This is a genomic window from Klebsiella sp., assembly GCF_027492335.1.
In the GTDB taxonomy this organism is placed as follows: domain Bacteria; phylum Pseudomonadota; class Gammaproteobacteria; order Enterobacterales; family Enterobacteriaceae; genus Klebsiella; species Klebsiella huaxiensis.
Genome location: NZ_JAPUEW010000075.1, coordinates 18,611 through 41,800, shown reverse-complemented (window position 1 = coordinate 41,800; position 23,190 = coordinate 18,611). Strand labels below are relative to the sequence as shown.

The following is a 23,190-nucleotide window of genomic DNA, read 5'->3' as shown; positions in this document are numbered from 1 at the left end:
TCATGCCTTCACCGCGCCGGACAATAATCCTTTGACGATAAAGCGCTGGCCCACCACGAGCAGCAGCAGTACCGGAATCGAAACCAGCAGGGATGAAGAGGCCATTTCCGCATAGCGAATCTGTTCATTTTGCGAAAAGGCAGTGATGTATACGGGCAGGGTTCGCGCCTGCTCCGAACTGAGAATTAACGCTATCGGAAAGTCATTCCACACAAACAGCAGCACCAGAATCGTCGTTGCGGTCATACCGGATTTAATCAGCGGCACGAAAACGTAGCGAAAACGTTGCCAGTGGCTGCAGCCGTCAACGCTGGCGGCATCCAGCAGCTCTTTAGGGATCTCACGGGCAAACGTCACGCCCAGCCAGAGCGCCATAGGTAGCCAGGCGGCCACGCTGGCGATAATGATGGCAATTCGCGTGTCGTAGAGGCCCAACTGGCGAAAAAGATTGAACCAGGAACCCACGAAGGTCACCACCGGCAACAGGTTGAACAGCAAGCACCAACCAAGCAGAACCGCCCCTAACGCGGGAGGCAACTTACGTACGGTGGTCAGCGCGTAGGCGGAAAACAGCGTCACGGCGACGATAATCGCGGTCGTGGTCAACGTAATCACCACGCTGTTGACAAAATAAGCGCTAAACATCGAGCCGGGGTCGAATAACAGCTCACGCAAAGTATTCAGCGTCGGCGTAAACACAAAACGGGCGAGCAGAATATCGATTTGCTTTTTAAAGGCGGTGCTCAATAACCAGATAAAAGGAAACAGCACCAGCACGGCGTACAACGTGATTGCGGCGCCACGACCAGCCGTAAACAGCCGGGCGCGTCCGCGTAGCGATAGCAGCATCAGCTTATCCTCCGCTTACGTAGGCTCATCAATACCACCAGCAGCAGAGCAATAATGAAGAAGGTAAACAGGGACATCACTGCCCCCAGTCCCTCGCGGTCCTCGATAAAAAAGGCGCGATAAATAGAGTAGCTGACCATCTCGGTGGCGGTACCTGGCCCACCTTTGGTCAGCAGATAGATTTCATCAAAGACCTTGAACGAGAAGATGATGCGTAACATCAGGGTTATCAATAACGCTGGCCACATCATGGGTAAAATGACGAAACGCAGGCGCTGCCAGCGGCTGCAACCATCCAGTTGAGCAGCCTCCAGCACCTCGCGGGGCAGCGCCTTCAGGCCCGCAAGCAGCAGCAGGAAGGAAAACGGTGTCCAGTGCCAGACATCGACCACGATCACCGATAGAAACGCCAGCGATGGCGTTCCCAGCCAGTCAGGCGGCGTGATATCCAGTTGACTCAGCACCACGTTAAGCACGCCAGAATCGTTGTTGAGGATCAGTCGCCACATCGCACCGATTACGATGGGAGAAATCACAATTGGCAGCAGCAGGATGGTAGTCAGTAAACGCGGTTCTTTCTTCATATCGTTGACCGCCAGCGCCAGCGCGAAACCGATAACAACTTGCAGCGTCACGGCAATAACGGAAAACGCCAGCGTATTGACCAGCCCCGGCCAGTAGTAGGGGTTGGCAAGAAAAGCGCGAATATTGTCCAGTCCGACAAACCGGGTGACGGCGCGTCCATCCTGCCAGCTCACCTCCTGGGTGATCAGGCTGAAAAGATGGATCACCGGGGTAACCATCAGCGCGGCAATAATGACAATCAGCGGCGTCAATGCTAGCCACGGCCACCAGTCACGGTGCTGATGGCGTGAAGAGGATAAGGGCCGGAACACGGAGAGAGGTTGTCCAGACATGGCGGTTATCCTTTGCTCGCAGCGTCATCCGGCAGATCCGGCGGAAGCTGCGTTTGATAACCCGCCGCCGACAGCAGCTGATACACCTGATGTGCGGCGGTATTCAGCGCCTTCTCCGCCGACTGTTCACCACTCAGCGCTTTGTAAAGCTGGAGCCCCAGCAGCGCGTTGATCTGGGCGGACTCTTTAACCGGGCTAATAATCTGCGCCTCGGCGGTCGCTTCCGTCAGCGCAGGTAAGAAGTTGAGCGGGTCTTTTGCAACGCCCACCAGATCGGAACGTACCGGCACACCACCAGATTCATACAGATATACCTGGTTGGCCTGTTCTTCATACCATTTGAAGAAATCCAGCGCTGCCTGCTTGTTTGCCGCCGGAATATTCTGTGGAATACCGCCAACCCAGTGTCCTGCGGCATAAACCCCCTTCGCTCCCGCGGGGTGAGGAATAACCGTGACGCCATACTTATCCGTAACGATGGAGCTATCCGGATTGCTCAGCGGGCCCCGGGCCGCCGCCACAATATTCGCCTGCGCGGCTTTCCCGGTGGCGAAAAGCTGAATTAATTCTCCCTGGGTTAACGCACCTGGATTGCTGTAACCGGCTTTTGCTATGGCAATATAGTATTTAAGCCCACGCAACGTTTCCGGGCTATTGAGGATAATATTAAAATCACCTTCACGCGGATCCTTAAATATCCCACCACCGGCAGAGAGCAGAAAGGGTGAAATATCAAAAACGATATCCTGCGGACCACCACGAATCAAAAAACCATATTGTCGCGGCGGCTGATGCAGTTTTTTTGTATTCTCAGTTAACTCTTCCCAGGTTTTCGGCGGGGTCAACCCGGCCTTCTGGTAAATATCTTTGCGATAATAAAACAGCTGCGGATTCGCGGTAACCGGGAAGGTATAGAGATCGCCAGATTGTTTATTGAAAACCTTGCGCGCATTGTCCCAGTAAAGCGCATCGCCAAATGTCAGCACCTGCTGAGGCAGGCGATAATCAGCTTCAATGCTTTTAATCGGCGTCAGAAAACCGCCACCGTAGAACTCTCCTAACCAGTTGATATCTATCATAGTGATATCATAGACACCTTCCTTCGCCCGCACCGAACTGCGAATTTTATCGAGTAATCCGCCATAGGGTACCGCATCAATACTGACGTTATTTCCGGTGTCATGATTATATTTTTCGACTGTTTTTTTAAAGCCATCGAGCCATGGCGACTGGTTGATAACGATTTTAACATTGGCCGCATAGGCCGTAGATAAAGAAGGCAACGCCAGCATAGTTAATATCGCCGCGCCGGAAATACGCAAAAAATGGTTTCTTGCCACAGGTTTGACTCCGCAAGTTATAAATCGAACAATATTTGTATTCAGCCCTGGTAATACAGATGAAATTAGCTTGCGGAAATAATTGCTGTCCATAACGCAGATAGCATAACTTATGCGTCACATGAATATGCTAAAAAAAGAGAGTTTAATTTTTTGTTTTATAAAGAATTTTTATTTTAGCCACACATATATCCATATTATTACAATGCTTAGTGAAATAAATGATTAGGAATAATATATATCAAAAGCTGACAGGGAAAGCGCATCAACCCTCTGCGCGCTCAGGGATTTATGTGGTACCTTCTTACTACTTTTCGTTGCCGACCATGGCTCCCAGAGAACAACCCGTACCCTGACACTATGAGCGAAAAAAAATGGATTAAGGCTGAGGACGTTGCCCGACTCGCAGGCGTCTCTCGTTCGGCGGTTTCCCGCACCTTTACGCCCGGCGCGTCGGTGGCGGATAAAACCCGGCAGAAAGTTCTCGCCGCTGCGGAAACGCTCGGCTATCAGGTCAATATCATCGCCCGCACGATGATTACCGGCAGCAGCAATTTTATCGGCATCGTCACGGCCGGATTTGATAACCCGTTTCGCAGCAAGCTGCTGTCGCCGCTGGTTCACCAGCTGGCGCTCAACGGCTTTATGCCGCTGCTGATGAACGCCGACGATCCGCAGCAGCTTGCCCCGTCGCTTAAACAGCTGCTGAGCTATCACGTCGCAGGAGTCATTATCACCTCAGGGGCGCCGCCGCTGTCGTTGGCGGAAGAGTACCTGGAGCGAAAAATCCCGGTGACGCTTATCAACCGTCACGCCGACTTAACCGGCTGCGACCGCGTTTGCAGCGATAACGCCCAGGGAGCAAAACTGGTTGCCGATTTATTTACCCAGCGCCAGTGGCAACAGGTGGGGTTTATCGGCGAAAGTCTGGATAACTTCAGCACCCGCCAGCGCTACGAAGCGTTTGTTGCCCATACTCAAGGCATGGACGTTGCCGCGCATTTCTGCGACAGCAGCGGTTATCAGGCAGGCTTTGCCGCCGCCAGGCAGCTGCTCGCTGCGCATCCACGGCTGCAGGCACTATTTTGCGCCACCGATATGCTGGCGCTCGGCGCGCTGGATGGCCTACGGGCAGATAACCCTTCCGCGCCCCTGCCGGCGATTGTTGGCTTCGATGATATCCCCCAGGCCGACTGGCAACCCTACCAGCTCACCACCGTGCAGCAGAATACCGCCCTGCTCGCCCATCACGCGGTGGATCTCCTGGTCACGAGGATCGCCAAATTCAGCCTGCCCTCGCGCCACCGCGAAGTACCAGTGAAATTAATCATTCGTCAAAGCGCAAAATGAAAATTTCATTTTATGCAGATGCGATCACAGAATAATCTTTAAGATCCCTCCACACTCATTTCGCCCTTCGGGGCTATTTTTTACACGCAAAATGCACACGTGTGCAAAAATGGAGGATAAGCATGAACCCCCTGGAATCAGATGCTCTGCAAGCCCGCTATCGCCTGGCCTGCGAGCTGGCTAAGGCCGGTGCGGAACTGGCTTTCGAATACTATCAACAGCGCGACCGGCTGGCGGTGGATCACAAAGGCGATGACCTACAGGATGTGGTCAGCATCGCCGATAAGCGGGTCGAAGAGTTTGTTAAGCAACGCATTATCGGCGCGTTCCCACAGGATGGTTTTCTTGGCGAGGAGAGCGGAACGCAGATGCCAGACGCCCGCGTGCTGTGGGTGGTCGACCCTATCGACGGCACCAGCTGTTTTCTTAACGGCCTGCACACCTGGTGTCTTTCGCTGGCTATCGTCGCCGACGGCGAACCGGTTATCGGCGTGGTGTATGACCCCAACCATCGCGAGCTGTTCCACGCTCTGAAAGGCCAGGGCGCGTGGCTCAATGACGCGCCTATCACGCCGCATCCGGCAGCCACGGTCAAAGAGGGAGTCATGGGCGTCGGCACGTCGCATCGCGTGACGCCTGCTCTCTTCCTGCCTTTCCTCGATGCGCTGCTCAGCGACGGCGGCATGTTTATCCGCAACGGCTCCGGGGCATTAATGAGCGCGTGGGCGGCGGCAGGACGTTTAATCGGCTACTACGAACCGCATATGAATCCGTGGGATGGCCTGCCGGGGCTGGTGCTGATGCGCGAAGCAGGCGGCCTCACCAACGACTACCTGGCAGCGGATGGCATTCGCAATGGCAACCCGCTGCTGCTGGCCAGTAAAACGCTCTACCCACAATTAAAAAACATGCTTTGCCACCCATTACCTTAACCCGTATGGGGTCAGGCTTTATCTGATTATGTACTCTACACAACGAAAATGAACCCTAAATAATTCGAGTTGCAGAAAGGCGGCAAGTGAGCGAATCCCCTGGAGCTTACTCTGGTAAGTGACTGGGGTGAACGAACGCAGCCAACGCATATGCAACTTGAAGTATGACGGGTTAAACCTCACGGACGAACCACATCAATCAGTCAGGCCTCCGACCTTCGGAGATAACACAATGTCTGGAATTATTGCGTTTTTTCGGGCCTTACCGCCCAAAGCAGGCGTGCAATTTGATGAGAAACGTTTCCGTTTTGTGCGCTGGCAAACCTTTATTGCCATGACCCTGGCGTATGTCACGTTCTATGTTTGCCGGCTGTCGTTTACCGTCGCCAAGAGCGCGCTGGTTGAGCTTGGCATAACTCCGACCGAGCTTGGCATGATCGGCTCAACGCTGTTTTTTAGCTACGCCATCGGCAAGCTGGTGAACGGTTTTATCGCCGATCATGCCAACGTCGTGCGCTATATGAGCCTCGGGCTGCTGCTGAGCGCCGGGATGAACCTGATGATGGGGATGACCACCAACGCCATGCTGCTGGCCATCTTCTGGGGGATCAACGGTTGGGCGCAGTCAATGGGCGTCGGCCCCTGCGCGGTGTCGCTGGCGCGCTGGTACGGCTGCAAAGAGAGGGGCACCTTTTACGCCATCTGGTCAACGGCGCATAACATCGGCGAAGCGATGACCTATATGGTGATCGCGGCAGTGATTGCCGGGTTCGGCTGGCAGATGGGCTATCTCTCGACCGCCGCGCTCGGCGCCGCTGGGGTGGTGCTGCTCCTGCTGTTTATGCGCGACTCCCCGCAAAGCAGCGGCTTTCCGTCGATCAACGTGATTCGCGATGAACCGCAGGAGGAGACCGAGGCGCGCGGCTCGGTGTTTAAAAACCAACTGCTGGCGCTGCGCAATCCGGCCTTGTGGACGCTGGCGCTGGCCTCGGCGTTTATGTATATCGACCGCTATGCAGTGAACTCGTGGGGGATCTTCTTCCTTGAGCAGGATAAAGCCTACTCAACGCTGGAAGCTTCCGGGATTATTGGGGTCAACGCCATCGCGGGTATTGCCGGGACCATTATCGCCGGGATGCTCTCCGACCGCTTCTTCCCGCGTAACCGCAGCGTGATGGCCGGGTTTATCAGTCTGCTCAACACCGCAGGCTTCGCGCTAATGCTCTGGTCGCCGCACGGCTACTACAGCGATATTCTGGCGATGATTATCTTCGGCGCGACCATTGGCGCATTGACCTGCTTCCTCGGCGGATTAATTGCCGTCGATATCTCATCGCGCAAAGCCGCAGGCGCAGCGCTCGGCACCATCGGCATCGCCAGCTACGCGGGGGCCGGCCTCGGCGAATTTTTGACCGGGATAATCATCGACAAAACGGCAATTATCGAAAACGGTAAAACGCTGTACGACTTCAGTACGCTGTCGCTGTTTTGGGTGGGCACCGGCCTGATGTCGGCGCTATTCTGTTTTACCACCGCCGCGATTGTCGCCAGGCGACACGCGATAGAACGTCAGACTTCATTCTCTTCATAACCCTTTAACCCATAAGGAAGATCTTATGATGCCTGTACGACATCAGGTTTTGCTACGCCTGCTACTTGCCTGCGCCCTGCCGCTGCTGGCGGCCCCGGGCCACGCTGCTGCGCAATATCAACTGGAAAAAGTGGTTGAACTCAGCCGCCATGGTATTCGCCCACCAACGCCAGGCAACCGGGAGGCCATCGAAGCGGCAACCCAGCGCCCGTGGACCCAGTGGACCACTCACGACGGCGAATTGACCGGCCATGGCTATGCCGCGGTGGCGAATAAAGGACGCGAAGAAGGCGCACACTATCGCCAGCTCGGCCTGCTGGCGACGGGCTGCCCGGCGAGCGGGGAGATTTACGTTCGCGCCAGCCCCTTGCAGCGCACGCGAGCCACCGCACAAGCGCTGGTTGACGGTGCATTTCCCGGCTGCGGCGTAGAGATTCATCACGTCAGCACCGACGCCGACCCGCTGTTTCAGACCGATAAGTTTGCCGCCACGCAAACCGACCCCGCTCGCCAGCTGGCGGAGGTCAAAGCGAAAGCCGGAGATCTGGCACAGCGTCAGCAGACGCTGGCTCCGGCGATTCAGCGACTGAAAAACGCGGTCTGCGTTCCCGATAAGCCCTGCCCGGTGTTCGAGCAGCCATGGCAGGTCGAGCAGAGCAAAAGCGGCAAAACGTCAATTAGCGGGCTGAGCGTGATGGCGAATATGGTCGAGACGCTGCGCCTGGGCTGGAGCGAAAATCTACCGGTTAGCCAGCTGGCGTGGGGCAATATCACCCGCTCCAGCCAGATAACCGCCCTGCTGCCGCTGCTCACGGAGAACTACGACCTGAGCAACGACGTTTTTTATACCGCGCAAAAACGCGGGTCGATTCTGCTCAACGCCATGCTTGAAGGAGTAAAAAAAGACGCAACGCCGAACGTGCGCTGGCTGTTGCTGGTGGCCCACGATACCAATATCGCCATGGTACGTACGCTGATGGATTTTAGCTGGCAGCTACCGGGATACAGTCGGGGCAATATCCCGCCGGGCAGCAGCCTGGTGCTGGAACGCTGGCGCGATACCCACAGCGGTCAACGCTACCTGCGCGTCTACTTCCAGGCGCAAAGTCTGGACGATTTACGCCGTCTGCAAACGCCGGATAGCCAGCACCCAATGCTGCGCCAGGAGTGGCGTCAGACGGGTTGCCAGACGACTGATGTCGGGACGCTGTGCCCTTATCAGGCAGCGCTGACGGCGCTGGGCCAGCATATCGACCGGCAGTCCGCTCCGGCAGTCGAGATGGTGCTGCCATGATTTAATTATCGTGCCCGCACGCTTGTCAGGTGGCGGCTAGCGCCTTACCTGACCGACAACCGTTTCGTAGGCAATTGAGAGAGGTGCGCTTTATCCATAACGGACGCGAAGCTATGGAGGTAGCTTCGCGTTTTAACTTACGCGCTTTCTGGCGCAAACGCCCCGGCTGCAACCTGCGCCGGGGTCACCACGCCAGTATCCAGCACCCAGCCGCTAATCAGCGCGGCGGGCGTCACGTCAAACGCTGGGTTGTAGACCGCAGCTTCTTTCGGCGCCCACTGCACCGCGCCAAAACTTCCGGCCACGCCGGTCACTTCCGCCGCCGCCCGCTGCTCAATCGGGATCGCTGCGCCGTTCGGGCAATGACGGTCAAGGGTGGTCTGCGGCGCAGCCACGTAAAACGGGATCTGGTGATATTTCGCCAGCACCGCCAGCGAATAGGTGCCGATTTTGTTCGCCACGTCGCCGTTAGCCGCAATACGGTCAGCGCCGACCCAAACCGCATCGACCTGCCCCTGCGCCATCAGGCTGGCGGCCATCGAATCGGTAATCAACCGATACGGTACGCCCAGCTCCCCCAGCTCCCAGGTGGTGAGGCGTCCACCCTGTAGCAGAGGACGCGTTTCATCCACCCACACGTTCGCCACTTTCCCCTGTTCGTGCGCCAGCGCAATCACCCCCAGTGCAGTGCCGACTCCCGCCGTCGCCAGACCGCCGGTATTACAGTGGGTTAACAGGCGGCTGCCCGGCGTGACCAGCGCGCTGCCCGCTTCGGCAATATGGGCGCAAAGCTGCTTATCTTCTTCGATCAGGCGCAGCGCTTCCGCTTCCAGCGCCTGGGGATAGTTCTCTTCCGCCAGCGCCAGCTTCATGCGATCGAGATTGTTCATCAGATTCACCGCCGTCGGGCGCGCCGCGCGCAGCGTCTCCAGCGCCTGAGAAAGTTCATCGCGGGTCAGGCCGCGCTTCCCCAACAGCGCCAGCAGCAGGCTGGCAGAAAGGCCAATCAGCGGTGCGCCGCGTACCCGTAGCGCGAGAATATGGTCCACCAGCAGCGCCACGTTATCCGCCGCCAGCCAGCGTTTCTCCTGCGGTAGAGCCTGCTGGTCAAGAATAAAGAGCTGATTTTCGCTTACCCGCAGGCTGGTGGTCTGTAGTGTCTGCATTTAGTTAAATCCCTGTTGCGTTGTTGTATCACATTGTGTCAGGATGGAATCCAGAAGTATAGACGTCTGAACGGCTTAATCAGAATTTTGAGGATCGAGGCAATGTCGCAATACCATACTTTCACCGCCAACGATGCGGTGGCTTACGCACAACAATTTGGCGGTCTCGATAACCCGTCAGAACTGGTGTCCGCACAGGAAGTGGGCGACGGCAACCTCAACCTGGTGTTTAAAATTTATGATACCCAGGGCGTCAGCCGGGTTATCGTCAAACAGGCATTGCCCTACGTGCGCTGCGTCGGGGAGTCCTGGCCGCTGACGCTCGACCGCGCCCGTCTTGAGGCGCAAACTCTGGTCGCTCACTATCAGCACTGCCCGCAGCACACGGTACAAATTCTGCATTTCGATCCCGAGCTGGCGGTGATGGTGATGGAAGATCTCTCCGATCATCGCATCTGGCGCGGCGAGCTGATTAACAACGTTTACTACCCGCAGGCCGCCAGCCAGCTGGGCGAATATCTGGCCCAGGCGCTGTTTCATACCAGCGACTTTTATCTGCATCCGCATGAGAAAAAAGCCCAGGTGGCGCAGTTTATCAACCCCGAGATGTGCGAAATCACCGAGGACCTGTTCTTTAACGATCCGTATCAGGTTCACGAACGCAATAATTACCCCGCAGCGCTGGAAGCCGATGTCGCCGCCCTGCGCGACGATGCGCATCTGAAGCTGGCGGTTGCCGCGCTGAAACACCGCTTTTTCTCCCATGCTGAAGCGCTGCTGCACGGCGATATCCATAGCGGCTCGATATTCGTCGCCGAAGGCAGCTTTAAAGCTATCGACGCCGAGTTCGGTTATTTCGGCCCGATTGGTTTTGATATCGGCACCGCCATCGGCAACCTGCTGCTCAACTACTGCGGCCTACCAGGGCATTTAGGTATTCGCGATGCCGCCGCCGCCCGCGAACAGCGTCTGAGCGATATTCAACAGTTCTGGAATACCTTCGCCGAGCGCTTCCAGGCGCTGGCGGCGGAGAAAACCCGCGATGCGGCGCTGGCTTACCCCGGCTACGCCTCCACGTTCCTGAAAAAAGCGTGGGCCGATGCCATTGGCTTCTGCGGTACCGAGCTGATTCGCCGCAGCGTCGGGCTGTCGCACGTGGCGGATATCGACACTATTCAGGACGAAGCCATGCGCCATGAATGCCTGCGCCACGCCATCACGCTGGGTAAAGCGCTGATTGTGATTGCCGATCGTATCGACAGCGTCGAAGAGCTGATTGCGCGAATTCGTCAGTACGGTTAATGAGTATCAAGCGCCGCCTCCGGGGATTCCCCCACTCCCCCGGAGGCGATGCTACGCATCTGTCCGGGCTACAAAACCCGCAAACCGCACAGACCCGTAGCCCGGACAGGCGCAATGCGCCGCCTCCGGGAAATATTCCTACCCCAGATACTCAATTACCGACAGCCCGCCGTTATAGTCGGTGCTGTAGATAATGCCCTGCGCATCAACAAACACGTCGCAGGACTGAATCACCCGCGGACGGCCAGGGCGGGTATCCATCATTTTTGCCGGAGCGGCAGGCACCAGCGCTCCGGTTTCCACCGGTCGATAAGGGTTGGATATATCGTAAGCGCGAACGCCCGCATTCTGGTACGTGGCAAAAATCAGCGTTGAGCTGACAAAGCTACCGGGACGGTTTTCATGCAGATTATGCGGGCCAAAGTGTGCTCCTTTCGCCACATAGTCGGTCTCATCCGGCTGCGGGAAAGTCGAGATACTCACCGGGTTTGTCGGGTCACGAATATCAAACAGCCAGATCAGCTTCTCGCCATCCTGCTGGTTATCCAGCACCGCTTCATCAAGCACCACCAGCAGATCGCGGTCCGGTAGCGGCAGCGCGGTGTGAGTACCGCCGCCAAACGGCGGACTCCAGTTGCGATGGCTAATCAACTTCGGCTGAGCACGGTCTTTGACATCCAGCAGCGTCAGGCCGCCGTCGCGCCAGCTACCGTAGGCGATGTCCCCGGCGATAATCGCGTGATGCAGGGCGTAGCGCTTACCTTCCGGCCACTGCGGGGTTTCCCCCGCTGCCTGATTCATCCCCGGCAGCCACCAGCGCCCGGCGACTTCAGGTTTACGCGGATCGGCCAGATCGATGGTCAGGAAAATATAATCGCTAAAACCGTCGATCAGCGCGGAAACGTAGGCCCAGCGTCCACCGACGTACCAGATCCGGTGAATGCCGATCCCATTGAGCGACAGGAAGCTGATTTCGCGCGGTTGATCCGGCGTCGAAATATCAAAAATTCGTAGCCCGGCGCTCCAGCCCTTGTCCTGCACATCGCTGACCGTTTCGCCCACCGAGCGGGTGTAGTAAACCTTTTCGTCTGCAAAACGGGTATCCGCAAACAGATCCCGGGCGTTGATCACCAGCAGCAGATCGTCATGGGCCTGCAAATGGACGTTCCAGGTACCGGGCGGCGCGGCAATGTAATTGACCGTTCGCGGATTTTTCGGATCGCGCACGTCGACCACCGAAAAGCCTTGCGACACCATATGGCCGATATAGGCAAAGCCACGGTGCACCATCAACTGAACGCCGTCCGGGCGTCCCCCCTGATCGCTATGCCCAATCAGCCGCATATTGCGGCTGTATTCGGGTGTGGGTAATGCAGTCACGTTAGCTCCTGTGGCCGGGTGGCGGCTGAGCCTTACCCGGCCTACAGTCCGTAGGCCCGGTAAGCGCAGCGCCACCGGGCATTATTTTGCCTTAGCTTCCAGAGTGGCGAACCACGGGGCGATAAAGTCTTCGGTCTGGCCCCAGCCCGGAATAATTTTACCCAACGAAGCGACGTTCACCGCCCCCGGCTGCGCCGCCAGCAGCGCCTGCGGGATCGCTGCGGCTTTAAAGTCGTAGGTGGCCGGAGTCGCTTCACCAGCAATCTTATTGGCGATCAGGCGCACGTTGGTCGCGCCGATAAGCTTCGGATCCACCGCCACGCTCACCTTCCACGGGCTGCCGGATTCGCGCATCAGCTGCAGATCCTGGTTAGAGATATCGATGCTGTAGAGTTTAATCTCGGTGCGGCCATTCTCTTTCAGCGCTTTATAAGCGCCCTGGCTGAAGGCATCCCAGGTGCCCCAGATAGCATCAATTTTGCCTTTCGGGTATTTGGCTAAGATCGCGCCGACTTTGTTGGCGGTATCGCCCTGCACGTCAGAAGAGACGGCGCCAATCGACTCCAGCTCCTTGATGCCGGGGTTTTGCTTAAGCAATGTCTGGTAAGCGGCCTGACGGCGCTCCATCGGCGGGAAGCCCGCGACCCACAGCTTGACGATATTGGCTTTGCCGTTGAAGTCTTTCACCAGTTGGCCAAAGGAGAGTTCGGTCAGCGAGGCATCATCCTGCTGAGTGACGGTCACGCCCGGAATTTCGCCGTTGACTGCGGTATCGAAGACCGAGACTTTAATCCCCGCGTCCACGGCTTTTTTTACCAGCGCGGTGGCGTAAGGGTCGCGTCCCTGGGAAAGAATAATGCCGTCATATTTCTGACTAATCGCCTGGTTAACGAAGTCCTGAAACTTAGCGTCATCGCCGTTGCTGAGGAAGGTGCTGATTTTAAAACCGAGCTTTTTGCCTTCCTGAATTGCCCCGGAGACAAACTGGGTCGTGTTATCGTCAGAGCCTAAATTACGGATCACCGCGATGCGAATCGGGCCGCTATGTTCGGCAATCGCCGCCGGGACCGGCGTCGGGGTTTCAGCAAAGGCCGCCGCAGAGTTGAACAACCCCAGTGCGATGAGTGACAGCGTTATCTTTTTCATAGTGTTTACCCTGTAAAGTATTAGGTGCGGCGTTGAAAATAAGTCAGTGCCAGCGCGCCAGCCAGCACCAGCCCTTTAATAATGTCCATTGCGTAATACGGCACCGAGAGCATCACCAGGCCGTTGGAAAGCACGCCCAGAATCACCGCCCCCACCAGCGTACCGAGCGCGTTCGGTTTGCCGGAACCGGCCAGCGAAAAGCCTATCCATGCCGCCGCGACCGCATCCATCAGATAGCCGCTGCCCGCATTCACCTGTGATGAACCGATGCGCGAAGCCAGAAGAATGCCGCCCAGCCCTGCCAGCAGAGAGGCAATGACGTAGGCCGCCACTTTGTAGCGAGTGATCCGCAGGCCAGACAGGCGCGCCGCTTCCGGGTTGCCGCCGATGGCGTACATCCGCCGTCCGTGAGTGGTCAACGAGAGTGCCAGCTGAGCAACAACGGTCACCACCAGCATAATGATGACAATCGTCGGCACCTGCCCCAGCAAACCAAACGCCGCCGGAATCGCACCTTCCGCCATATCGCCGCTCGGCAGCACCATATTTTCGGTGATTGATCCGCCGTAGCTGTAGGTCATCGCCACGCCCTGAATTACGAACAGGCTGGCAAGCGTCGCCAGCATGTCGGGAATACGCAGGATAACGATCAGAAAAGCGTTAAACAGCCCAACTAAAGTACAGAGCGCCAGGGTGATAAGGATCGCCTCGGTAGTCCCAAAGCCGTGCCAGACGAACAGCGAAATCACCAACGCGTTGGCCAGCGAGGCGGTTGATCCCACCGACAAATCAAAGCCGCCAATAGTCAGCGATATCGACACACCGATGGCGATTACCGTCACGATAGCAATGGAGCGCAGGATGTTGATGATGTTAAACGGGTCGAGGAAGTTGTCCGACGCGAGGCCAAAAACGGCAATCAGCAGAACAACGGTCAGCAACATGCCCCATTTGTAGAGAAAATCAAAAAATCGCTGACGGCCCGATACCGTCGCGTTAACTGTCAGGGCCTTACTCACGCTGCTGCTCCTCCGGTGGAGTAATAAAGAATGTTCTCTTCCCGGGCCTCTGCGCCCGGAATTTCCGCCACGATGCGCCCGTCCCACAGCACGCAGATGCGATCGCACAAGCCAACCAGCTCAGAGAATTCGCCTGAGGCGTAAATCACCCCTTTGCCTTCCCGCGCCAGGCCGTCAATCAGATTAAATAGATCCGTTTTGGCTTTCACATCGACGCCTTTGGTCGGCTCATCGAAAATCAGCACGTTGGCGTTACCGCGCAGCCATTTGCCAATCGCCACCTTCTGCTGGTTGCCGCCGGAGAGACGGCGCAGGGTCTGCGCCGGTCCGGAAGTGCGAATACCCACCCGCGCAATGACTTCTTCTGCCCAGCGCCAGGCCTGACGATGGCCAAACAGGCTCCAGCGGGAAAAGCTGTTATCGGCGCTGGCCGCCAGATTCATCGCCACCGGCTCCTCGATAAAAATCCCCTCTTTGCGCCGCTCTTCTGGCACCAGCGCCAGACCGCGGGCGACTGAATCTGCCGGATCGCGTGGTCGCCAGGGCTGGCTGTTCAGTTCTCCATGCGTCAGGCGACTTTTACTGGCGCCAAACAGCGCCTTGCACAGTTCCGTTTTCCCGGCCCCGGCCAGCCCGGCAATACCAAGAATTTCCCCCTTGCGCAGGCGCAGGGAGATATCCTGCAGCAATCCTTCGTCGTGCAGCCCTTCAACCTGTAGCAGCACCTCATCGCCGTGCGGCGGACGCTTCGGCGGGAAGATATCGCTCAGCTCATGGCCGAGCATCTTCTCGACGATCTGCTCGCCGCTCAGTTCAGCCATCGGCCCGCTCTCAATCAGGCGACCATCGCGTAATACTGTCAGGGTGTCGCAAATCGCTTTTAATTCATGAATTCGGTGTGAGATAAACACCACGCCAATCCCCTGTTGCTGCAGGCGGCGGACCACCGCAAACAGGCGTTCGCTTTCGTTCTGGTCCAGCGGCGCGGTGGGTTCGTCAAGGATAAGAAAGCGGCAATGGTGCGACAGGGCGCGGGCCAGCAGGATTTGCTGTTTTTCCGCCAGCGTGCAGCTATCGATTGAACGCCGCACGTCGAGGCTAACGTCTAGCTGGGCCAGCGCTTCGCGCGCCAGTTGGCGCAGCCGTCCCCAGCGAAAGGCGATCCCCGGTTCCGCCAGCCTGTCGAGCATAATGTTTTCCGCAATGCTCAGGCCCGGTACCAGCGCAACGTCGACCTCCTGCTGCACCAGATGAATGCCCAGTTGTTTGGCATCGCGCGGCGAGCGAATACTCACCGACTGACTGTTGATCACCACTTCGCCTTCGTAATGCGCGTGCGTACCGCACAACACCGCCATGAGCGTCGATTTACCCGCACCGTTGGCCCCGGTCAGCGCATGTACCGAACCACCGTTCAGGATGAAAGAGACATTGCTCAGTGCCCGCAAGCCGGAAAAGGCCAGGCTAATATTTTGCATCTCAAGGCGATTGCCGCTCATCCCCTGTACCCTGTCGATTAATCTTCTGATTTAACGAATTTTTCATAGCCGCTCTTGACTGACAAATGCATAAAAGGCATAAGATAAAACGAAATAATATTAGCCATCCGGATGTCCAGACATAACATCGGGTTAGCAAAACAGAACAAGGACAGCATTTATGAGTCACAGCGATATCCGCGTGGTCCCCGGCCCCGCCAACTACTACTCCCATCCAGGCAGCCTGGCCCGACTGCATGATTTTTACAGCGAAGAACAGCTTTCGCGCGCGGTGTGGGTTTACGGCGAGCGGGCTATCGCTGGCGCGCAGGCATTCCTGCCGGAAGCGTTTAACGCTCCTGGAGCCAAAAGAATCTTATTTAAAGGTCATTGCAGCGAAAGCGACGTCAGCGAACTGGCCCGCGAGTCTGGCGACGATCGGTCGGTGGTGATTGGCGTCGGCGGCGGCGCGCTGCTGGATACCGCTAAAGCGCTGGCCCGCCGCCTCGGCCTGCCGGTGGTGGCGATCCCCACCATCGCCGCCACCTGCGCAGCGTGGACGCCGCTGTCGGTGTGGTACAACGATGCCGGTCAGGCGCTGCAGTTTGAAATCTTCGACGATGCCAACTTCCTCGTGCTGGTGGAGCCACAAATTATCCTCGACGCACCGGCGGAATATCTGCTGGCGGGTATCGGCGATACGCTGGCGAAGTGGTATGAAGCGGTGGTGCTGGCCCCGCAGCCGGAGACGCTGCCGCTCACCGTGCGCCTCGGCATCAACGGCGCGCTGGCGATCCGCGATGTGCTGCTGGAAAGCAGCGAAACCGCGCTGGCCGACCAGCAGCGCGGCGAGTTGACTCAGGCTTTCCGCGATGTAGTCGATGCGATTATCGCTGGTGGCGGTATGGTCGGCGGATTAGGCGAGCGCTATACCCGCGTCGCCGCCGCCCATGCGGTGCATAACGGACTGACGGTGCTGCCGCAGACCGAGAAGTATCTTCACGGGACCAAAGTCGCCTACGGCATTCTGGTACAGAGCGCCCTGCTTGGTCAGGACGATGTGCTGGCACAGTTAGTGCAGGCGTATCAGCGCTTTAACCTGCCGACCACTCTGGCAGCGCTGGAAGTCGATATCAACAATCGCCAGGAGCTGGATAAAATCATCGCTCATACCCTGCGCCCGGTGGAGTCCATCCATTTCCTGCCGGTTGAGCTGAACGCCGAAACCCTACGCGCGGCGTTCGAAAAAGTCGAACGCTTCGTCGGTTAATTCCCCCGTTTAATTCGCCTCTGCCGCCCGGCGGAGGCGCTTTCGAGTCGCCTCGCAAAGCCGATGTTTCTGTCTTCGTAAGATGATGACTCTGCGCTATCGTACCCTCATAAGAAATTCAGAATTTATCTAATAATCTTATTATTTCCTTATATTCAATCAAGGTGTACAGTGGAGGTACATAGCATGATCATCTGGTCAAAAGTTGCAAAAAAGGAACTGGCAAACATCGATTATCGCTATCAGGAGCGAATCAAAAGCAGGTTAGCTGATTTAGGCGACCGTTCAGCTCCGCGGCCCGATGTCAGAAAGTTGGTTAAGCCAGAGAATCATTACCGCCTTCGGGTGGGGGATTATCGGATCATCTTCACACGTCAGGGGATGACGCTTAGAGACCTGTTTATCGTGTCCATAAAGCGCAGAACCTCAACGACCTATTTGCACGAGGAGAATACGCCCTATGGCTGTTCAGATAATTAAGGATGATGAAGGGAAAGCGCAGTACGCCGTGATCCCCTACGACGAATACTTCCATATGTGCTTGCAGCTAGCCGAACTGGATGATGAAACGGCAGCGGATCTTGAAGATATTCCTGTAGAACACGATATCTATGATGACGTGATGCTACCAGGTGACGTCTGCGACATCATGGATAAAGAGAAAGTCAGCCTGCAGGCTGCCTGGCGCATTCTGCGCGGCCTGTCGCAGCAGGAAGTAGCCGATAAGCTCGGCATTAGTCAGTCTGCGGTTTCCCAGCTGGAAGCTATCGACTCCCGCCCGCAAAAGCGCACTCGCGAAAAGCTGGCGACAATTTACGGCTGTACACAGGAGCAAATCAGCCTGTACTTGCCGAAAGAGGGGTAACTTCTGTGGAAAGTAAGATTAACGGCTATGACCTGAGCCGTTAATCTTTACTCATGCCGAAAACGCTATTTCTTGTCTGAACTACAGCTCTGCACTCTGTCCGGGAAAATCGATTGCAAAGTACTGGAAAGCTTAGTCCATTCATTGCTCATCCGCTGCGCCTGTTCAGCGGTTAATACTGCACCCTGCTTCTTAATCAGATCTGATTCTACTTTGGTGTAATGAACCAAAACGGAATCAACGTTTTTATATTTATCGCTCGCCAGCATATTCTTCATTGCATTGATATTGGCGATACCATCATCAACAAATACTATAGAATTAAATTTACGCTGCGTTTTATTCAGTAAGAAATCCAGAATCACACCTTTATCCTGTCCTGATGACAGCATAATACCGTTGCCATAAATATAAGACCGTTTAAGTCTCCCTTCATAAAGAGGTGCGTCGGTTTCAGTTAGCGACTTAAGCGGTGAAACGCTAAAGTTTACGCCATTCTTTTTCAGTTCACGCTCGGTAGCATAACGGGTATCAGGCGCGCGAGAAGTCAGCGCGAAAACGCTATGCTTCTCCTGCCAGGATTTCATCTGCGCTGCTAACCCGGGATCGGTCAACGTCATGGTACCGATGTTATAAAGCAGCGCAATAGAGTCCTCATACAAACAGGAAACCTTCTGCTCAGGGCTGGGTTTCAACGGTAGTTTATTGGTTTGCCATTGATACCAGATATCGCTACCTACTTCGAGCTGGCCTGTCAGGACCGTATTATCGATATCAAAGACCAGTAAGACATTTTCTGGCTGATAGCGAGAGTCTTTCTCTTTAATAATATTCCCGACGGTTTCATACGAATCTAATTCAACTGTTGTCACCTCCGCCAGAGAGAGAGGAACATAGCTTAATAAGGATAAAGCAATAGCGTACCGGTAGACTTTAATCATAACAGGCCCTTATTTAATTATATTAACTTTGAATTTAGAAAGTATAAGTTAAACCCATACGATAACGGCCTTGACGTTCGTCGGTGGTTTTATCGGTGCCACGATAATCGGCAATACTGACGTAAGGTACCCATGAACCAAATTTGTAACCAACTTTAAATGAGGCGGTATAGTTTTCGTTACCATTATCCCAGGTGATATAACCGTTGTTATAATAAACAAGATTCAGCTGATACTGGAAATTGCTATTATCCGGGCGATAATCAACCCACAGGTCGTAACGCCGGTTATTGCGGTCATCGTTACCATAGCCTTTTGATTTACTGGTAGCTTTATCCATGTCATAACGGAAACGACCGGAAACACGCCATTCTTTGCTGAAGTTATATCCAGCGGATAAACCATATTCGTAGGTGGTCCAGTATTCGGTAGAATCTAACCAGAACATCGGCTCCAGCCAGAAATTTTTATCATCCAGCGGCTTAAACCGATACACAATAGAAAGCCCAGAACCGTTGTTATTAAACTGTGAAGGGTCCCATTTATCCTTATTCCCTTCCTGAGTGTTATAGCGCAGCTCACCCATTAACCCAATACCGTTACTAAAGAAGGTCCCGAACTCAACGCGGTCAGCATGGGTTCTTTTCTTATCTAAATATTCGTGACGATAATCGATAAAGCCGTGCGGTTGTTCAGCATAAACGCTGTGCGCCGCCAGGCCGGTCAATATAATGGATGCAACTGGAATTATCCTTTTCATGATCTACCCCTATCATAATTATCTGGTTGATGTAAGTTGTTCGTATCTTTTAGCAAATCTCGCGCGAAGCGCTGGAGAATGAGCGGACTTCTGTGCGATAGCAAAAAAATCAATATCATCATTGATAGCTGATGTGCATATTTTTTCTAAAAGCGTTTTCTGAATATCCTTTGCAACAAATGAGGCTTCAATAGCCATCATCGAAATATCAATCAGTTCTGCACGCTGAAAACCAAATGCATTCATGGCAAATTGATACTCCTTTAATATATCCGTTGAACAAATACCAGCATCGTCCGTATTAAGATTTAGCCTCACGCCGCTATCATAAAGCGCTCTTATTGGATGAGTACTATTCCCCTGCTGGATGTCATTAATCAGCAAATGGTTACTGGTTAATGAGACTTCAAGTAATACCTCTTGCTCGACGAGTTCCGCGATAAGCTCCGGACACTCAATGGCGCGAATACCGTGACCTATACGTGAAGCGCCGGCGACCAAAGCCTCTTTTACACTTTCAGCACCACAGATCTCTCCGGCATGCAAAGAGCCACGCAGACCTTGCTGATAGAGCATGTTGAGAGAAGGAACATAGTCACTAAAATGATGCATACCTTCATGGCCGGCAACATTAACACCAACAATATAAGGGTCAGGATGGCTCATAAAAAGTTCCACAACCGCAGCCGCTCGCTCTATTACATCATGCCTGATAAGAACAACATGCAGACGGGTGACCGTACCATATTGTTCCTCAGCGTCTTTTATTGCCCGAGTCACCTCATACAAACAGGCAAGATAATTGCTCTCACCGTTGCCATCGCCGACCCTCATCATATGGTCCGGAGAAATAAGCAGTTCGCAATAGATCATGCCTGCTTGCGCATTGCGTGAGATAAAATCCGCCGTCACCAGATAATAATCTTCCGGCGTTTTAATCAATGATGAAATAAAATCATAAATTTTTATAAAGTGTGCAAAGTCTGATTTATCCCACGCATAATCATAATCGCCAGGAACCGCACAACGTCTAATATATTCATCTGAAATTGCAATCCCATTTTTTCGTGATAAGTGCACAGCTAAATTTGCCGTCACCGATCCTTCCAAATGTTCATGCAAAATGACCTTTGGTATTGATAACACTATTATTATCCTTAATGATATTCCATTAGCTAATAATTTGCATAATAACGTGATAACCCTTACTGCCAAGATAGACGCCAACAATACCAATAATTCCCGGCAGCACCGGTGGCGCAGGTATTGGAAGTTTAAAAATGCTAAAGATAAGCCCGGTGACAATACCTACCAAAAGCGCAATAAACACCTCAGACATACTAAATCCCTATGTAAAATAAAAAACCAACTTCCTTTGTAAGAAAAGAGCCTCTATATATTTGGTTAGTCATCTCTACCAGGATTGTTCATGGTAAAAAGTATACAATGAAAAATTGGTAGATACCACTATAGCAAAAGAACAAGTCGTGATACAGCTCACATTCACAGGCAAAAGAAAAAGCTCTTTAAATACAAACAATTAATATCAATCATCTCTTCAGAATCGGCTTCAATTGCATCAAAATCTAAAAACCACTACAGTTAGAACATCATTGGTACCAACCACGGAACGAAAAAAACATGTCAGGCCTGTCTTCCCCTTCGAGCAATGATTCACAGTCATTAAAATATCTGGATCTGTTCACTATCATTAAAGAAAAAATCGATAACTATGAATGGCCAGAAAATGAAACCATTCCCACAGAACGCGAGCTAGCCGAACGTTATCAAACCAGCCGTACCACCGTGCGTAAAGCTATCGAACACTTACGGCAGAAAGGCTATCTACATAGTGAACATGGCCGCGGAACCTTTGTTCTTCCTGAGCTTAGCCGCCGTTCCCAGCGCCAGCTTCATGGGTTCACCGATGATATCCTCGCGCGTAAAGGAACACCAAAGCAGCAGATCCTTGAATTTGGCTTCGTTTCCGTCAATGAACCTATTCGTAATGCATTACAGCTTTCCGTCCACACCCGCGTTTTGCGAATAAAGAGAGTTCGTTTCGACAACACGACCCCAATGGGCATTCAAACTACCTATCTTCCTATCGATGAAAATAATGCCTTTACCGAAGAAGAGCTGCTTGAATTTGGTTCCCTGTATAAGCTACTGGCACAAAAAATGGGACTTGAACTGCTTGAAGCTTATGAAACGATTAGTGCTCGCCAACCCTCTTCCGCTGAGGCTTCACTGCTCGAACTCTCCGTTCATGATGTCGTTCTGACCTGCACCAGAGTCACGCTTTCCGTTAACAGAAAACCGATGGAGTACGTCGAAATGATCTACCCTGCCAGCCGTTACTCCTACGAAATTAAAATCACTAAAGACAGCTTCAACCACAAATAAACCTTTCTCCCCTGAGCATGGCATTCTCTGCTCGGGGGGAAATGATTCGGCTACTTCAGTACATCATTCACATCCTGGAATAGATAGAATTTCGTATTTTGATACGGCTGAAAATTATTATCCGAGACAAATATCAATGTCTTTTTACCATCAATCAGCGGACCGAAGGTGACACCTTCGATACAGTCCGGTGCATTCGTCACATCAGAGAAATCGATGAGCAACTTTTTCACCACGGGTTGAATGATGCTCCGCTTCTCAACCTGCGCCAGCGATTTAATCTCTTTGATATCCGTGCTTGTTGCAGTGTCAGCCAGCCACACCTTGACGGTGAAATCCCAATCGTTAAATCCTTCTGAGGCATTGCGCCCGGAACGCTCAACCACCAGTAGTTTATTTTCATTCAGCGCTAGCACTTCCGACACGCCGTTATCGTTGATAGCAAACTTTGAAATATGTGAAACAGGGTCAACGTTGTAGAGGAAAGATTTTTCCAGCTGGGGTTTCTTATCATCGCCGTTATAGCGGAACTTCAGGATCCGCGCTGGGCTAGAGTTCATCGGCGAAGCCAGCGGCCCATCTTGTTTTAATGCCCCTTCAGCGGCTACATACAAATATTGGCTATCCGGCGTAAACGAAAGTCCTTCCCAGGAAATGCCGCTGCGAAACCCTTCGGGATCCTCTTTTTTACTATCAACCGAATAGCCCTCGGGGAAAATGGCGCTCAGATCTTCAACGAACTTGCCGGTTAGCGTACTTTTTCGTAACGGACTTCCGGCCTCAGATGACCAAAGCAGCTGATTTTCCGGCGTAATGACCAGACCTTCAGCATCAACAAATCCCTTTTTAAACGCTTCGCCATCAGCATCCAGCAGATCGTACTGCTGTTCAACGATGACATCTTTAATGCCAGAAGAAGAGACATCTATTTTCAATTTATAGAAACGCGGTTTACCTTCAGTCGGGGTATTTCGACTATCAGAAATAGCATAAAAACGCTGCTCACCTTCATGCCAGCGAATGGCTGACAGTCCGCCAAAAGGCACATTCTTCCAGGCAAATGAGGTGGGTATTGTATATTCGCCAATATATTTAAGCCCAGATTCGCTGGCAACGGAATTTGTTGAAAAACTCAATACGATTGAAAGTGCAGCACCGGATAATAAAATACTTTTAATATTCAC

Annotated in this window: 22 protein-coding genes; 9 read left to right on the top strand and 13 right to left on the bottom strand. The window is 53.8% G+C overall.

All coding sequences use genetic code 11. The features are described 5' to 3' along the window. Genes QVF11_RS22190 through QVF11_RS22180 form a run of 3 tightly spaced genes read right to left on the bottom strand, consistent with a single transcriptional unit; the run spans position 1 to position 3,106 of the window. The gene (locus QVF11_RS22190) at positions 1-849 is read right to left on the bottom strand and encodes a carbohydrate ABC transporter permease (protein ID WP_142514787.1); all 849 of its coding nucleotides are present in this window, start codon (positions 847-849) and stop codon (positions 1-3) included. Then, entirely contained in the window at positions 849-1,766 is a 918-nt protein-coding gene (locus tag QVF11_RS22185; protein ID WP_142514788.1) for a carbohydrate ABC transporter permease, read from the bottom strand. Before QVF11_RS22185 ends, QVF11_RS22190 begins: the two co-directional genes overlap by 1 nt. 5 nt (positions 1,767-1,771) lie before the next feature. Beyond that, on the bottom strand, positions 1,772-3,106 hold the full coding sequence (locus QVF11_RS22180) for an extracellular solute-binding protein (protein WP_167492805.1): 1,335 nt from the start codon (positions 3,104-3,106) through the stop codon (positions 1,772-1,774). Positions 3,107-3,466: 360 nt separating this feature from the next. Here QVF11_RS22180 and QVF11_RS22175 point away from each other — a divergent pair, with 360 nt between their 5' ends. The 4 genes from QVF11_RS22175 (at position 3,467) to QVF11_RS22160 (ending at position 8,273) form a co-directional block, all read left to right on the top strand. Then, a complete protein-coding gene (locus tag QVF11_RS22175; RefSeq protein ID WP_142514790.1) occupies positions 3,467-4,456 on the top strand; it encodes a LacI family DNA-binding transcriptional regulator in 990 nt (329 codons plus the stop codon). A 122-nt stretch (positions 4,457-4,578) separates the two neighbouring features. Beyond that, positions 4,579-5,388, top strand: a complete 810-nt coding sequence (locus QVF11_RS22170) for an inositol monophosphatase family protein (protein ID WP_287859251.1) — start codon at positions 4,579-4,581, stop codon at positions 5,386-5,388. 232 nt (positions 5,389-5,620) lie between these two features. Continuing rightward, entirely contained in the window at positions 5,621-6,979 is a 1,359-nt protein-coding gene (locus QVF11_RS22165) for an MFS transporter (protein ID WP_287859249.1), read from the top strand. A 25-nt stretch (positions 6,980-7,004) separates the two neighbouring features. Continuing rightward, positions 7,005-8,273, top strand: coding sequence for a histidine-type phosphatase (locus QVF11_RS22160; protein WP_287859247.1), 1,269 nt, complete (start codon positions 7,005-7,007; stop codon positions 8,271-8,273). A gap of 137 nt (positions 8,274-8,410) precedes the next feature. Here QVF11_RS22160 and mtnA read toward each other — a convergent pair whose 3' ends face one another. After that, positions 8,411-9,439 carry an S-methyl-5-thioribose-1-phosphate isomerase gene (gene mtnA / locus QVF11_RS22155; RefSeq protein WP_287859245.1) on the bottom strand — a complete coding sequence of 343 codons (1,029 nt, stop codon included), beginning with the start codon at positions 9,437-9,439 and terminating at the stop codon, positions 8,411-8,413. 102 nt (positions 9,440-9,541) lie between these two features. Here mtnA and mtnK point away from each other — a divergent pair, with 102 nt between their 5' ends. Then, entirely contained in the window at positions 9,542-10,741 is a 1,200-nt protein-coding gene (mtnK, locus tag QVF11_RS22150) for an S-methyl-5-thioribose kinase (protein ID WP_142512052.1), read from the top strand. Between the two features lie 138 nt (positions 10,742-10,879). Here mtnK and QVF11_RS22145 read toward each other — a convergent pair whose 3' ends face one another. From QVF11_RS22145 to QVF11_RS22130, 4 genes are all read right to left on the bottom strand, one after another. After that, a complete protein-coding gene (locus QVF11_RS22145; protein ID WP_112214563.1) occupies positions 10,880-12,121 on the bottom strand; it encodes an LVIVD repeat-containing protein in 1,242 nt (413 codons plus the stop codon). Between the two features lie 81 nt (positions 12,122-12,202). Then, positions 12,203-13,267: a sugar ABC transporter substrate-binding protein gene (locus tag QVF11_RS22140; protein WP_112214564.1), complete on the bottom strand. Its 1,065-nt coding sequence runs from the start codon at positions 13,265-13,267 to the stop codon at positions 12,203-12,205. 20 nt (positions 13,268-13,287) lie between these two features. Further along, a complete protein-coding gene (locus QVF11_RS22135; protein ID WP_287859242.1) occupies positions 13,288-14,286 on the bottom strand; it encodes an ABC transporter permease in 999 nt (332 codons plus the stop codon). Beyond that, complete coding sequence (locus tag QVF11_RS22130; RefSeq protein WP_287859239.1) at positions 14,283-15,785, bottom strand: sugar ABC transporter ATP-binding protein; 1,503 nt, start codon at positions 15,783-15,785, stop codon at positions 14,283-14,285. The genes QVF11_RS22135 and QVF11_RS22130 overlap by 4 nt, the downstream gene beginning before the upstream one ends. 160 nt (positions 15,786-15,945) lie before the next feature. Here QVF11_RS22130 and QVF11_RS22125 point away from each other — a divergent pair, with 160 nt between their 5' ends. The 3 genes from QVF11_RS22125 to QVF11_RS22115 all read left to right on the top strand — a co-directional run bounded on the left by QVF11_RS22125 (position 15,946) and on the right by QVF11_RS22115 (position 17,899). After that, complete coding sequence (locus tag QVF11_RS22125; RefSeq protein WP_287859237.1) at positions 15,946-17,034, top strand: oxidoreductase; 1,089 nt, start codon at positions 15,946-15,948, stop codon at positions 17,032-17,034. A gap of 186 nt (positions 17,035-17,220) precedes the next feature. Next, positions 17,221-17,514 carry a type II toxin-antitoxin system RelE family toxin gene (locus QVF11_RS22120; RefSeq protein WP_112214568.1) on the top strand — a complete coding sequence of 98 codons (294 nt, stop codon included), beginning with the start codon at positions 17,221-17,223 and terminating at the stop codon, positions 17,512-17,514. Then, on the top strand, positions 17,495-17,899 hold the full coding sequence (locus QVF11_RS22115) for a helix-turn-helix domain-containing protein (protein WP_112214569.1): 405 nt from the start codon (positions 17,495-17,497) through the stop codon (positions 17,897-17,899). The genes QVF11_RS22120 and QVF11_RS22115 overlap by 20 nt, the downstream gene beginning before the upstream one ends. Positions 17,900-17,964: 65 nt before the next feature. Here QVF11_RS22115 and QVF11_RS22110 read toward each other — a convergent pair whose 3' ends face one another. The 4 genes from QVF11_RS22110 to QVF11_RS22095 are packed head-to-tail and all read right to left on the bottom strand — an operon-like array spanning position 17,965 to position 20,939. Further along, positions 17,965-18,840, bottom strand: a complete 876-nt coding sequence (locus QVF11_RS22110) for a DUF2608 domain-containing protein (protein WP_287859235.1) — start codon at positions 18,838-18,840, stop codon at positions 17,965-17,967. A gap of 34 nt (positions 18,841-18,874) precedes the next feature. Continuing rightward, positions 18,875-19,600, bottom strand: a complete 726-nt coding sequence (locus QVF11_RS22105; RefSeq protein ID WP_227015954.1) for an oligogalacturonate-specific porin KdgM family protein — start codon at positions 19,598-19,600, stop codon at positions 18,875-18,877. A gap of 18 nt (positions 19,601-19,618) precedes the next feature. Continuing rightward, on the bottom strand, positions 19,619-20,746 hold the full coding sequence (add, locus tag QVF11_RS22100) for an adenosine deaminase (protein WP_287859232.1): 1,128 nt from the start codon (positions 20,744-20,746) through the stop codon (positions 19,619-19,621). A gap of 25 nt (positions 20,747-20,771) precedes the next feature. Continuing rightward, the gene (locus QVF11_RS22095; RefSeq protein ID WP_023302183.1) at positions 20,772-20,939 is read right to left on the bottom strand and encodes a XapX domain-containing protein; all 168 of its coding nucleotides are present in this window, start codon (positions 20,937-20,939) and stop codon (positions 20,772-20,774) included. Between the two features lie 302 nt (positions 20,940-21,241). Between QVF11_RS22095 and QVF11_RS22090 the strand changes: the two genes are divergently transcribed. Continuing rightward, positions 21,242-22,006: a GntR family transcriptional regulator gene (locus QVF11_RS22090; protein ID WP_142512058.1), complete on the top strand. Its 765-nt coding sequence runs from the start codon at positions 21,242-21,244 to the stop codon at positions 22,004-22,006. 50 nt (positions 22,007-22,056) lie between these two features. Here QVF11_RS22090 and QVF11_RS22085 read toward each other — a convergent pair whose 3' ends face one another. Further along, positions 22,057-23,190, bottom strand: coding sequence for an esterase-like activity of phytase family protein (locus tag QVF11_RS22085; RefSeq protein ID WP_287859229.1), 1,134 nt, complete (start codon positions 23,188-23,190; stop codon positions 22,057-22,059).